This window comes from Bradyrhizobium huanghuaihaiense (assembly GCF_007830635.1).
Taxonomy (GTDB): Bacteria; Pseudomonadota; Alphaproteobacteria; order Rhizobiales; family Xanthobacteraceae; genus Bradyrhizobium; species Bradyrhizobium huanghuaihaiense.
The window spans coordinates 217141-230349 of record NZ_VLLA01000010.1 but is presented as its reverse complement, the minus strand read 5'-3'; the positions used below and the strand labels follow the sequence as shown (position 1 = coordinate 230349).

Genomic DNA, 13209 nt, shown 5'->3' with positions numbered 1-13209 from the left:
GGCCGACCCCATCCGACAGTCCATCGAGGTTACGCAATCATGTTCGTGATTCCAGTGTACCTGCTGGCCGTTTCGCTCTTGATCAACCTGGCGACAATCTCGAAGGTCGACACCTCGGAGCGCATCCGCATCACCAATCGAGCTTCGGATCACAGTCGTTGGACGGAAATCCGGGGATGGATGCTGCTCGTTGGCGCCTTCCTCTGCATCGCTTTGATGGCTGTGCTGAGCGGTTCGGTCCATGCCGGCGTCGCTCTCGAAGAACGCAAACTGCCGATGAAGTTCACTTGGGTCGATTGCCAGCCGAATTGCCGGGGCTGGGTCCGCGCAGCCGGGATCGTGACCGCCGACAGTCCAAGGGACTTTGATGAATTCGCCCATGGGCGACAACTCGGCGGCGCGACCATCGTGCTGGATTCCAGCGGCGGTTCGGTCAACGCCTCAATCGCGCTTGGAAGGCGTTTCCGCGAGCTTGGGGCACTGACCACCGTCGGCGTCAGCGTCCAGACCAATACCGCTCAAGGTGCTCCTGCCAATATGGCGCCCGTAGCCTATTGCGAATCGATGTGCGTGTTCCTTCTGCTGTCGGGCAAGACGCGTTACGTGCCCGAGACTGCCCACGTCCGGGTACATCAGATCTGGCTTGGGGACCGTGCCAATGACGCTAAGGCCGCAACCTACAGCGCAGATGATCTGATGATCGTGGAACGCGATATCGGGCGTCTTGCCAAGTACACCTTCGATATGGGCGGCGCGGGCGATCTGTTGTCGCTGTCGCTGAACGTGCCACCGTGGGAAGATCTGCATGAACTGTCTCGGGATGAATTGCGACTGACCAATCTCGTCACCACCGATAAGGTGGCTCGGGCGGGAAGTCCCGATGCAGCGATGGTCGAGCTGATGCCCAAACCGCTGCAGGGTCGCATCGTAAGCAGCGCGGTTGCGACCTCCCCGGAGCCCAATCCTATTAAGTCGGCTGACGCTACGAGCCGCATGGGCGGCGGGCAGGCGGCGATGACTCCCCTTGGGCAGACTAGCAGGTAGCGCCTGGTCGCGTTGTTCGGGAGATCGCATATATCCTACTGGCTCGCGTTGGCCGTTAGAGCATGCTTGCCTCCGCGGCCTCGTCATCTGACGCCCGAGCTTCATCGGTGTCACGGGGCCTGGACACTTGCGATCCGTGCTCCAGGCCGCACCGGTCGTGCGCACGCGACTTCCGCCCGCATGAGAACGGGCGTCGAGGGCCGAGGCAGGCTCTCCGCTCCGTCTTTAACGATGATGCAGTTCCCCGCATCGGCGATGCTGTCAACGTGCACGCCGTCGCCAATTGCTCGGGGTCTCGCCGGTCAGCTTCCTGAAGGCAGCGGCGAACGCGGTCTGGGAGGAATAGCCAAGCGCGACTGCGACCGAGATGACCGACGCGTCGGTGTCGCGCAGCATGTTTTTGGCCTCCTCGAGCCGGTGCTGACGCAGCCAGGCATGCGGCGACAGCCCGGTGCTTTTCTTGAAAGCGCGGCAGAAGTGGAAGCGCGACAGACCGGCATCCGAGGCGAGCGCGGCGAGAGAGACGTCCGCATCGCTGTCCGGGCGCAGGCGCTCGATGGCGCGGCTCAGCACCTTTGGCGAAAGGCCACCCATGGTCGGCTGGATCGTGGTTGGCAAGCCGGAGTGCGCAGCCAGGAGACGCGTGGCCAGAAGGCTTGTCAGTTGACGCCTGAACAGCGTATCCAGAGCCTCATTGCCCTCCAGGGTATCTGCCGCGGTCAAGAGCAACCGGGATGTAACGGGGTCGGGATGCGCCGTTCGCTCCAGGAGATTGACCGGTCCGGCGGTGTCGGCTTCTTCGGCCACGCGCTCGAGCGTCGCGTGCGGAAGATAGAACTCAACGACATCAACAGGTTTTGGAATGTCCCATCGGGAGCTTGATCCTTCGGGAATGATTATCACAGCCCCGGGACGGAACGTTCCGGTCGCAACTGATCGTCCCGACCGCCGTTCCATGCGCTGCACCGAGCCGTTGTAGGCCATGATGACGTGATGGGTCTTGGGCCCGCAGACGTCGTGCACTCGTTTGTATTTCCGGCGGGCGATCGCGGCACCGGAGGTATCCAAAGCCATGCGAAATGCGGTGGTCCCGAGCACTCGCGCCGTTACCGCACCGGCGTGAGGGCGCTCGGCATTGGCCGGACTGATTACTTGGCATGCCTCAGGCGCAACTGATGCGTCATCCAAGGAATCGCGCAAGATATGCTTGTTCATGAACGTATCCTCGCATTGGGGATGCGATGCAGGTGGCGGGACGAAATGCCGGGCGGCCGGATTGTTTGCGTCAATCGCGAAGCTCAATGTGCGTCGGGTGCGGACCGGGCCAACCATTTATCGAACCGGGCTTGTTCCCGAAGGGTGAGAAAACGTGTACTGTTCCGAGCGGAAAAAGCCTTGCAGCCGGCTTGAATTGCGATTGGGTTTTCCGTGGCTTCTTGTCCAAGAAGGATCAGAAGTGCCGCTTCTGTTCGAAGATTATTGCCTCGACGCTAACCGGCGCGAGCTCAAGCGAGGCTCCGAACTCATCGCCGTTGGACCGAAGGTGTTCGATCTGCTGCTCTTCCTGGTCCAGAACCGGGAACAGGTCGTCACAAGGGATGATCTTCTGAAGGCGGTGTGGGAAGGACGGATCGTGTCCGAATCCACGCTGACCAGCCACGTCAATGCCGTGCGCAGGGCAATCGGGGACACCGGCAAGGAGCAACGCCTGATCCGGACGGTTTCTCGCAGAGGCCTCCGGTTCGTTGGCAAGGTCATCGAGGAAGAAATGCCCGCGCGAGCCTTGGTCACAGATCCGGGTGCGGATCCTGGCGTTCAACATGTAAGGAACATTCAGGAGCCAATCAGGGCCTTTGAGGTCGGTGCGCCGGCTGAAGCGCGAGAGGCTGCGCCAGTTCTTGCTGCCGAGGCCGAGAGCCCGCCTCCGCTGCCCGACAGACCTTCCATTGCGGTGCTTCCGTTCCAGAATATGTCAGGCGATGTCGAACAGGAATACTTTGCCGATGGAATGGCCGAGGACATCATCACGGCGCTGTCCCGTTTCAAGGCGCCATTTGTCATCGCCCGAAACTCCAGCTTCACCTACAAGTCGCGCGCCGTCGACGTGAAGCAGGTGGGACGCGAGCTTGGGGTGCGCTACGTGTTGGAAGGGAGCGTTCGCAAGGCGGCAAACCGAGTGCGCATTACGGGACAACTCATCGATGCCGCGACCGGAGCACATATTTGGGCCGACCGGTTTGATGGCGAGTTCGGCGACATCTTTGATTTGCAGGATCAGGTGACTGAGAGCGTTGTCGGGGCGATCGCGCCTGCGGTGGAAAAAGCTGAGATCGAGCGCGCCAAACGCAAGCCGACCGCTAGTCTCGACGCCTATACCCTCTATTTGCGCGGTTTGGCCCGGCTTCATCAGTTTGGTAATCGGCAAGCGAACGACGAGGCATTGCGTCTGTTCAACCGCGCGATCGATCTCGACCCGGAATTTGCCACCGCCTACGGTCGTGCAGCCTCTTGCTACCTCATTGCCAGGATCAATGGCTGGATTCCGGACACAGCGAACGCGATTGCCGAAGTGAAGAAGCTCACTCAACGGGCAGTTGAGTTGGGCAGGGATGACGCGATCGCGCTCTCCGCTGCCGGGAATGCGTTAGCTTTTGTTGCTGGGGATCTTGGGGTAGGTGCCGGCTTGGTTGATCGCGCGCTCGCGCTTAATTCCAATTTGGCTGAGGCATGGAATTTCGGCGGCTGGGTAAAACTCTGGCTCGGCGAGCCGGAATCGGCGATCGAGCGCTTCGCGCGTGCCATTCGCCTGAGCCCACTTGATCCGTGGCTGATGGGCATGCGAGCCGGAACCGCATATGGGCATTTCTTTTTGGAGCGCTATGACGAAGCGGCATCATGGGCGGCAATGGCACTGCAGTGCAGTCCGGACTATCAACCTGGATTACGTGTCACCGCCGCAAGCAACGCAATGGCCGGTCGGCCGGAGCAAGCACACAAGGCAGTGGCTCGGCTGCGAGAACTGAGCCCCACGCTGCGCCTTTCCAATCTCAAGGAAGTGCTTGGCCCTTATCGACGTGCTGAGGACGTCGCGCGGTATGAAGAGGGATTGCGGCAAGCAGGGCTGCCCGAATGACCATCTCGGCCAAGGTATTCGCCTTGGCCAACGAGGTGATCGAATAACCGCAACTTCCGCTAATGGCCCATCGCGACATATTGTGCTGCCGCACGAATTTGGTCGCTATAGGAGCAAAGCGGACGGAGTCACCAGTCACATGACGCCGCCGTGTTTATAGGTACACGGCCTAAGACGAGCTCTTCCCTAATCTGAATATGTCCGAGTGCTCCCGTGATGCCTACCTGATCGAAGCACACGTTCGGCATTTTCGTAGTCCGCCATCATCTCAGACATCTTGAGTACGGCGCGGCCAGTTGTCCCGCATTTGCATCTGCCACCTCGCTCGCCAGCAACAAATGACAAAACGACAGCACGCGATGCAAAGCCGCATGCGGGCCGCTTCCCTATGTTCGATGCGTTGGAACGAGACGCCTGCTGCAGTCGCAGGCCCCACATCGAAACGGAGATCGAAATGGCCACCGCTGCTGCACTGAAACCTTCGGCACCGAAACAGCTTCCTCCGCCGAACGCCGACTTCTTTCAATTCGCCGACACGCTGGACGAGGAGGAGAGGGCGATCGTCAAGAAGGTGCGCGCCTACATGGAGACGAAGGTTGCTCCCATCATCAACAAGCACTGGGTCGAGGACTCATTCCCGTTCGAGCTGCTCCCGTCTTACAAGGAACTGAGCATCGCCGGCCTCGGCATGCACGGTTACGGTTGCCCCGGCGGAAGCCCGTTGCTGGTCGGCCTGGTCGCCCTGGAGATCGCACGGACCGATGTTTCCTTCTGCACCTTCCACGGCGTCCACACCGGTCTTGCGATGAATTCCATCTACCTCGCGGGCACGGAGGAGCAGAAGCAGAAATGGCTGCCGCCGATGGCGCGCATGGAAAAGGTCGGATGCTTCGCGCTGACCGAACCGCTGGTGGGCTCGGGGACCGGTGCAGGTCTCACGACGACGGCGAAGCGCGAAGGCGACACCTGGGTCCTCAACGGCCAGAAGCGCTGGATCGGCAACGCTCCGTGGTGTGACATCTCGATCGTCTGGGCGCGCGACGTGGCCGACAATCAGGTGAAGGGGTTCATCGTCGAGAACAAGACGACGCCCGGGTTCAGCGTCGAGAAGATGCAGAACAAGATCGCGCTGAAGGTCGTGCAGAACGGCCAGATCACGATGACCGACTGCCGCGTGCCCGATGCAAACCGCCTTCAGGGCGGCAAAGGGACGTTCCGCGATCCTGCGCTGGTGCTGCGCGGCACCCGGCATGGCGTCGGCTGGGAAATCACCGGGGCCCAGATGGGCGCCTACGAGAACGCCCTCAAATACGCGCAGGCGCGCCTGCAGTTCGGCAAGCCGATCGGGTCGTTCCAGCTCATTCAGGAGCTTCTCGCGAAGATGCTGGCAAACATCGTGGCCTGCCAGAGCATGCTGGTCCGCGCGATGCAGCTGGAAACCGAAGGCAAGCTGACGGATGCGCAGGCAGCGATCGTCAAGGCGTTCTGCACGTCCAAGGCGCGGGAAACCGTCGCCTGGGCCCGCGAGCTGATGGGCGGCAACGGGATCCTGGTCGACTACAACGTCGCGCGCTTCTTTGCCGATGCCGAGGCGATCTACTCCTACGAAGGCACCTACCAGATGCAGAACCTGATCGTCGGCAAGGCGATCACCGGGTTCAGTGCCTTCGTCTGATGTCACGAACGGGCCGGCACTCGGCTGCCGGCCCATCCCTCAGCCAGGATCAATCAACATGTCAACATCATCATCAGGAGTTGTCTCCGACGCTTTGCCGGCACCAGCTCCGACACTTGCGAACGTTCTCTATGAGAAGCGTGGCGCGATCGCCTACGTGACGGTCGACCGGCCGAAGGTGCTCAACGCCCTGAACGTGCCGACATGGCAGGACCTGCGGACCGCATTCGAGGCTGCGCAGAACGATCCAGCGGTGCGCGGCGTCATCCTGACGGGAGCGGGCGACAAGGCCTTCATCGCCGGCGCTGACATCAGCGGTTTGGCGCAAGCGAGCGCGATCGAGGCCGAGCAGTCCAGCCGCTTCGGACAGGAGGTCCTCGATCTCATCGAGAATCTCGGCAAGCCGGTGATTGCGGCGATCAACGGCTTTGCGCTCGGTGGCGGCTGCGAGACCGCGATGGCCTGCACCATCCGCATCGCGGTGGAGCACGCGAAGTTCGGCCAGCCGGAGGTGAAACTGGGGCTGCTGCCCGGCGGGGGCGGCACGCAGCGGCTGCCCCGGCTCATCGGCAAGGGCCGCGCGCTTCAGCTCATCCTGTCGGGCGGGATCATCAGCGCGCAGGAGGCGTACCGCATCGGGCTGGTCAACGAGATCGTCCCCGCATCCGACCTGATCCCGCGCGCCGAAGCGATCCTGAGCGAGATCGCCGCCAACGCACCGCTCGCCGTCAAGTTCGCGCTGGAGGCCACCAACAAGGGAATGGATACGAGCCAGAGCGAAGGCCTCGCCCTCGAAGCCTCCTATTTCGGGCTGTGCGCGGGCACGGAAGACAAGAAGGAGGGCACGTCGGCCTTCCTCGAGAAGCGCGCGCCGCAATTTCACGGCCGCTGAGATTGCAAGCCACTATCGAACTCAGGAGCCATCAATGGCAAACGACAACATCTTTTCCGGCTTGAAGGTCGTCGACTTCTCGAGCTTTGTCGCCGCACCGGGCGCGGCCGTGATCCTCTCCGACTTCGGCGCCGATGTCATCAAGGTCGAGCCGCCGCACGGCGATCCCTGGCGCAATGGGCACAAGGTCCCATTCCAACCGAGCGCCCACGATCCTTATCAGTGGCACCTCGCCAACCGCAACAAGCGCAGTATCGCGCTGGATCTCAAGTCACAGGGCGCGCAGCAGATCATCTTCGAGCTCGCCAACTGGGCCGACGTGTTCATCGTCAACACGCCGCACCATGCACGGAAGAAGCTGAAGCTCGAATATGATGACGTCGCGGGATGGAATCCGCGCCTGATCTATGCCGACCTCACGGGCTTCGGCGAGCACGGGCCGGACGCCGAACTGCCCGGCTTCGACATCACCTCCTACTGGGCGCGCAGCGGTCTGTTGTCGATGACGCGTGATGCCGGCGCGCCGCCGACCTGGCCGGTGGGTGGCAGCGGCGACAACGCCACGGCCGTCGGTCTCTACGCGGCGATCGTCACCGCCCTGTACCGGCGCGAGCGTACCGGCAAAGGCTCCTATGTCACGACCTCGCTGCTGGCCCAGGGCGTGTGGTCTGCGAGCGTTTCCATCCAGGCGGCTCTCGCCGGCGCCAAGTTTCCGCCGATGCACGACCGCACGCATCCGGCCAACGCCGCGGCGAACGTCTATCGTTCCTCCGACGGCACGTGGTTCGTGCTCATCGTCACGCCGGACAAGGTTGTCCCCGTCGTGAATGCAATGGGCCGGCACGACTTGCTGACCGACACGCGCTTTTCCGATCCTGCGCATCTGGTCGCGAACATGCCGCAACTGACGGCAATCTTCGACGAGGTTTTCGGCGCCAAACCGATGGCGCACTGGCATGAAGTGTTTTCCGGCGTGAACGTCACTTTTGGCGAAGTGCGCGGGCCGCAGGAGGTCGTCAACGACCCGCAGCTCGCGGCCAACGATATCGTCGTGCCGCTCAACGGCGCCGGCGGCAAGCTGACCTCGACGATCTCGAGCCCGATCACGGTGCATGGCGTCACCAAGGCTCCGGCCCAGCGCGCGCCCGACCTCGGCGAGCACACTGAGCAGATCCTCGGTGAACTCGGATTCGACGCCAACAGTATCATCAACCTGCGCGAAAGCGGCGCCATCGCGAAGGCGGCGCCACCGCGCAAGCAGGAAAGCGCGGTCTGACCGCCGCAAGACCATCGGGAAAGGAAGTACGCAATGAGCGACATCATCACCGAGCGTTCCGGCAGCATCTTGCGGGTCGAGCTCAATCGCCCGGCCCAGAAGAACGCGATGACGGCCGGCATGTACACGAGCCTCGCCGGCTCTACGACGGCACAGAAACTTGCGGCAAAGCCGGCAGGCGCGTTGCGCGCTTCCAAGCGACTCCTCAAGCAGACGTCTATCGGCCAGCTCAGAGAGGCCGCGAAGTTCGAAAGCCGGGAGTTCAGCGCACGAGTTCACTCAGCAGAAGCCACCGAAGCCTTCACGGCATTCCGAGAAAAGCGGGCGCCCAATTTCACCAACCTGCCGAAGCCCCGCGCGGCCGAATAGTCCGGCGCCAGCGAAGCGACACCAAAGGACAGACCATGACCATACTCCATGCCACGCAGATAAAAGCCGCATCGGGCACGACACGCTCCGGCCGGTTGTTTCTTCTCGACTTGAGCGGCGGCCGCGTGCTGTCGATGAATCCGGACGGCTCGCATCCCTACATCATCGCGGCCGACTGTCCGCATCCCGACGGGATCGTCGTCGACGTGGCGGCTGGTCACGTTTACTGGACCAATATGGGCGTTCCCAGCCGTAACGACGGCTCGATCGAACGCGCCGACCTCGATGGCAGCAATCGCAGGTTCGTCGTCGCGCCCGGCGGCACGTTCACGCCGAAGCAGCTGCATCTCGATAAGGCGAACGGCAAGCTGTACTGGTCCGATCGCGAGGGCATGCGAGTCATGCGCGCCAATCTCGACGGTTCGCAGATCGAGACGCTCGTCCAGACGGGCCAGGGCGAGAACGACCGCCGCGATCAGAACAGATGGTGCGTCGGGATCGCCGTCGATCCCCTACACGGACAGATCTACTGGACGCAAAAAGGCGGCGACAACGCCGAAGTCGGACGCATTTTGCGCGCCGGGATCGAGATCCCGAAGGGCGAGACGGCGGTTGATCGCAGCGACATCGAAGTCTTCTTCAACGGGCTTCCCGAACCGATCGATCTCGAAATCGATCTGAAGCATCGCATCCTTTACTGGACCGATCGCGGCAATCCTCCACGGGGCAACACGGTGAACCGCGCGCCGATCGACGCCAGGCCCGCGCAAAACGTGCCGCAGATCGTGGTCTCGGACCTGATGGAAGGGATCGGCATCGCGCTGGATGTTTCGGGCAACCGCATGTTCGTGACCGATTTCGCCGGTTCGCTCTATGCGGCGAAGCTCGACGGGACGGAGAAGCGGATGCTTCTCGCCGCCCAGGGAAATCTCACCGGCGTCGCATACGTCGAAATCTGACAAACGCATCGGAGCATCCCCATGACCAATACCAAACCCATTCGCCGCGTCGCAATCATCGGCACCGGCGTGATCGGCGCGAGCTGGGCCGCGCAGTACCTCGCCAAGGGGCTTGATGTCGTCGCGACGGACATCGCGCCCGACGCGGAGGCCGCGCTGCGGAAGTTCGTGGACTCGGCCTGGCCGGCGCTCGAACGGCTGGGCGTGTCGCCTGGCGCATCGCAGGCGAAGCTGAAGTTCACCGCCGACCTTGCCGAAGCGGTTGTCGGTGTCGATCTCGTGCAGGAGAACGGACCCGAGCGGCTGGAGTTCAAACAGAAGCTGTACAAGCAGCTCGACGAGCTGCTGCCGCCGGACGTGATCATCGCGTCGAGCTCGTCCGGGATCAAGATGAGCGACATTCAGTCGGGCGCTGAATTGCATCCTGAGCGCTGCGTCATCGGTCACCCTTTCAATCCGCCGCACCTGATCCCGCTGGTCGAGGTCGTCGGCGGGACCAGGACCTCGGAGCAGACGATCCAGCGTGCGATCGCATTCTACAAGTCGATCGGCAAGAAGGCGGTCCGGCTCAACAAGGAAATGCCGGGCCATGTCGCCAACCGCCTGCAGGGCGCACTGGCCCGGGAGGTCTACTACCTCGTTGCCGAGGATGTGCTGAGCGCCGCCGACGTCGACGACGCCTTGTCCTGGGGGCCTGGTCTGCGCTGGGGTATCATGGGCAACATGATGCTCAATCATCTCGGCGGCGGCCCGGGCGGCATCGAGCATTTCTTGCACCAGTTTGCCGGCCCGTTTACCGCAACGTGGAAGACCCTCGGTACGCCCGAGCTCACTCCTGAGGTGCAGAAGAAGCTGATCGACGGTGTTCATGCCGAGATCGGATCGCGCAGCGTCGAAGAGCTGGAGGCGGAGCGGGACGAGATCCTGCTCGGTCTCCTCGAACTCCGCAGCAACCGTCGGAAGACGGTCTCCCCGCGCAAGGTCGGGGCCGAGTAGCGCGGACGATCCGAAGCCAAGGGAGCGTAGTTGCTTTTGTCGTTGTCGGGCTTGACCCGGCAACCCCCTTTCTGAAGAATGATAAGTGCATCGGGCCCGGCATGGCGCGTGGCATCACCGATGTAAAGGACCGGCTGATCGCGCATGCGACGACAACGTGCGTTGTGTTCGAGAGTCCGAAAGGGAACGTGCTGGATCGAAGATAGAGGTGCTTCATGTTCGAAGGATGGGATGCGGTCACGCTCGCCCGCGCACAATTTGCGTTCACGATGTCGTTCCACATCGTGTTCCCCTCGTTCTCGATCGGGCTTGCAAGTTACCTCGCGGTGCTGGAAGCGCGGTGGCTTTTGACCGGACGCGAAGTCTTCCTCAACCTGTTCAATTACTGGCTCAAGATCTTTGCGATCGCCTTCGGAATGGGCGTGGTGTCGGGCATCGTGATGGCCTACCAGTTCGGGACCAACTGGTCGGCCTTCGCCGACAAGACCGGCCCCGTGATCGGCCCGCTGATGGCCTATGAGGTGCTCACAGCGTTCTTCCTCGAGGCCGGCTTCCTCGGCGTGATGCTGTTCGGCCTCAAGCTCGTCGGCCCCCGGCTGCATTTCCTGGCGACGCTGATGGTCGCGATCGGCACGCTGATCTCGGCGTTCTGGATTCTCTCCTCCAACTCCTGGATGCAGACCCCAGCTGGCTATGCGGTGAACGCCGACGGCCAGTTCGTTGCGGCGGATTGGCTCAAGGTGATCTTCAACCCGTCCTTTCCCTATCGCCTTGTCCATATGGTGCTGGCGGCCTACCTCACCACGGCGCTGGTGGTCGGCGCGGTCGGCGCGTTTCATCTATTGCGCAACCCACATCTCGCCGGCTCCCGCGTGATGTTCTCCATGGCAATGTGGATGGCCACCCTGGTGGCGCCGATCCAGATTATCGCCGGCGACCAGCACGGCCTCAACACGCTGGAGCACCAGCCCGTGAAGATCATGGGGATGGAAGGACATTACCAGAGCCATCCCGGTGGTGCGCCGCTGATCCTGTTCGGCCTGCCTGACCAGCAGGAAGGCAAGGTCAAATACGCCCTCGAAATTCCCAAGCTGGGCTCGCTGATCCTGAAACATTCGCCGGATGCGCCGATGCCGGGCCTCGACACCGTGCCGCGTGAAAACTGGCCCCCGGTGCCGATCACCTTCTGGTCGTTCCGGATCATGGTCGGCATGGGCTTCCTGATGTTCGGCCTCGGCCTGTTCAGCCTCTGGTGCCGCTGGCGTGGCAGTTTGTTCGACTCGCGGTTGTTGCATGTCTTTGCTGTTCTGATGGGACCGGCCGGCTTCATCGCCGTGCTCGCGGGCTGGATCACCACCGAGACCGGCCGGCAACCGTTTACGGTGTACAATCTGCTACGGACTTCTGAATCCGCCTCACCTCTGGCGGCCCCTGCCGTCGGCTCCTCACTGCTCGCCTTTGTCATCGTCTATTTCGTCGTGTATGCCGCCGGCGTGACCTATCTGTTGCGGCTGATGGCGCAGCCTCCGCATCCCGGTGAAGTCGGACCACCGCACGAGATGCCGACACGTACGGCGGGCATCACGCCCGCGATCGAAGGGGTGAGCCAGTGAGCCTCGCCATCGACCTCGCAACGGTTTGGGCGCTCATCATTGCCTTTGCCGTGTTCGTCTATGTGGTGATGGACGGCTTTGACCTCGGGCTCGGCATCCTGTTTCCGTTGTTTCCAGCGAAAGCCGACCGCGACGTGGTCATGAACAGCGTAGCGCCGGTGTGGGACGGCAATGAGACCTGGCTCGTGCTCGGCGGCGGCGGCGTGATGGCGGCATTTCCGCTCGCCTACGCCGTGCTGATGCCCGCGCTCTATACGCCCATGATCGCGATGCTCATCGCGCTCGTCTTCCGCGGCGTCGCCTTCGAATTCCGCTGGCGGGCGCAAGGAGAACGCAACCCCTGGGACCTCGCCTTTGCCGGCGGCTCGTGGCTTGCGGCGCTGGCGCAGGGCGTCGCGCTCGGCGCCATCCTGCAGGGCGTGAAAGTCGAGGCGCGGCATTATGCGGGCGGCTGGTGGGATTGGCTGACGCCGTTCTCGATCCTTACCGGCGTGTCGCTCGTGATCGGCTATGCGCTGCTCGGCGCGACTTGGCTCGTCATGAAGACCGAAGGGAGATTGCGCGACCGCGCCTATCGCCTGAGCTGGCTATTGTTGTTTGCTATGTTGGGGGCGATCGTTGCGGTCAGCATCGCAACGCCGCTCCTGCATGTGCAGTACACGCAGCGCTGGTTCGCCTGGCCGAATATCATCTTCACGGCGCCGGTGCCGATCGCGGTCGCCGCTGTCACGGTGTTGCTGCTCCGCGCGCTCGCGAACAAATACGACTACCAGCCGTTCTTTCTGTCGCTTGCACTATTCGCGCTGTCCTATGCCGGGCTTGGCATCAGCATGTATCCCTTCATCGTGCCGCAGAGCATCACGATCTGGCAGGCGGCCGCGCCGCCGAACAGCCAGATCTTCTTGCTGTTCGGCGTCTCCGTGCTGATCCCCCTGATCCTCGGCTATACCGCGTGGGCCTATTGGGTGTTTCGTGGCAAGGTACGGCCTGAAAGCGGGTATCATTGATGCAACCCGATCGGAATCCGCACCCGCTCGCGCAACGCCTGTTGTGGTTCGTGGCACTCTGGCTCGGTGGCGTCGGCACGGTGGCGCTGATTTCGCTCGCCTTGCGGCTCTGGATCGCTCCGAAATGACGCAGGTTATGCGCGAAGGATCCGGGGGCGAAAGATGCTGCGAGATTTTCAACGAGGTGCGGCTCGCTCGTTCCTCGTCCGGAGGACGGATTGCGAAAGATCTCCGCGCTTTTTCGT

General features: G+C 62.5%; 12 protein-coding genes. 11 read left to right on the top strand and 1 reads right to left on the bottom strand.

Features of this window, described 5'->3' with window-relative positions; all coding sequences use genetic code 11:
• Nucleotides 1-39: 39 nt before the first annotated feature.
• Nucleotides 40-1044, top strand: coding sequence for a COG3904 family protein (locus IQ16_RS21625; protein ID WP_018642529.1), 1005 nt, complete (start codon nucleotides 40-42; stop codon nucleotides 1042-1044).
• Between the two features lie 261 nt (nucleotides 1045-1305).
• Here the strand turns inward: IQ16_RS21625 and IQ16_RS21620 are convergent, their stop codons facing one another.
• Nucleotides 1306-2259 (bottom strand): helix-turn-helix domain-containing protein, encoded by a 954-nt coding sequence (locus IQ16_RS21620; protein ID WP_035666259.1) that lies wholly within the window; start codon nucleotides 2257-2259, stop codon nucleotides 1306-1308.
• A 241-nt stretch (nucleotides 2260-2500) separates the two neighbouring features.
• Here IQ16_RS21620 and IQ16_RS21615 point away from each other — a divergent pair, with 241 nt between their 5' ends.
• The 10 genes from IQ16_RS21615 to IQ16_RS21570 all read left to right on the top strand — a co-directional run bounded on the left by IQ16_RS21615 (nucleotide 2501) and on the right by IQ16_RS21570 (nucleotide 13092).
• Nucleotides 2501-4177: a winged helix-turn-helix domain-containing tetratricopeptide repeat protein gene (locus IQ16_RS21615; RefSeq protein WP_018642531.1), complete on the top strand. Its 1677-nt coding sequence runs from the start codon at nucleotides 2501-2503 to the stop codon at nucleotides 4175-4177.
• Between the two features lie 454 nt (nucleotides 4178-4631).
• A complete protein-coding gene (locus IQ16_RS21610) occupies nucleotides 4632-5852 on the top strand; it encodes an acyl-CoA dehydrogenase family protein (RefSeq protein WP_018642532.1) in 1221 nt (406 codons plus the stop codon).
• Between the two features lie 58 nt (nucleotides 5853-5910).
• Nucleotides 5911-6744, top strand: coding sequence for an enoyl-CoA hydratase-related protein (locus IQ16_RS21605; RefSeq protein WP_080648040.1), 834 nt, complete (start codon nucleotides 5911-5913; stop codon nucleotides 6742-6744).
• Nucleotides 6745-6778: 34 nt separating this feature from the next.
• Complete coding sequence (locus IQ16_RS21600) at nucleotides 6779-8020, top strand: CaiB/BaiF CoA transferase family protein (RefSeq protein ID WP_018642535.1); 1242 nt, start codon at nucleotides 6779-6781, stop codon at nucleotides 8018-8020.
• A 33-nt stretch (nucleotides 8021-8053) separates the two neighbouring features.
• On the top strand, nucleotides 8054-8389 hold the full coding sequence (locus IQ16_RS21595) for a Clp protease/crotonase-like domain-containing protein (protein WP_018642536.1): 336 nt from the start codon (nucleotides 8054-8056) through the stop codon (nucleotides 8387-8389).
• A gap of 35 nt (nucleotides 8390-8424) precedes the next feature.
• A complete protein-coding gene (locus tag IQ16_RS21590; RefSeq protein ID WP_051122966.1) occupies nucleotides 8425-9348 on the top strand; it encodes a 3-hydroxyacyl-CoA dehydrogenase in 924 nt (307 codons plus the stop codon).
• Between the two features lie 21 nt (nucleotides 9349-9369).
• Nucleotides 9370-10344, top strand: coding sequence for a 3-hydroxyacyl-CoA dehydrogenase NAD-binding domain-containing protein (locus tag IQ16_RS21585; RefSeq protein ID WP_018642538.1), 975 nt, complete (start codon nucleotides 9370-9372; stop codon nucleotides 10342-10344).
• Nucleotides 10345-10559: 215 nt separating this feature from the next.
• Entirely contained in the window at nucleotides 10560-11957 is a 1398-nt protein-coding gene (locus IQ16_RS21580) for a cytochrome ubiquinol oxidase subunit I (protein ID WP_018642539.1), read from the top strand.
• The gene (gene cydB, locus IQ16_RS21575; protein ID WP_018642540.1) at nucleotides 11954-12964 is read left to right on the top strand and encodes a cytochrome d ubiquinol oxidase subunit II; all 1011 of its coding nucleotides are present in this window, start codon (nucleotides 11954-11956) and stop codon (nucleotides 12962-12964) included. Before IQ16_RS21580 ends, cydB begins: the two co-directional genes overlap by 4 nt.
• Nucleotides 12964-13092 (top strand): hypothetical protein, encoded by a 129-nt coding sequence (locus tag IQ16_RS21570; RefSeq protein ID WP_018642541.1) that lies wholly within the window; start codon nucleotides 12964-12966, stop codon nucleotides 13090-13092. The genes cydB and IQ16_RS21570 overlap by 1 nt, the downstream gene beginning before the upstream one ends.
• Nucleotides 13093-13209 lie beyond the last annotated feature (117 nt).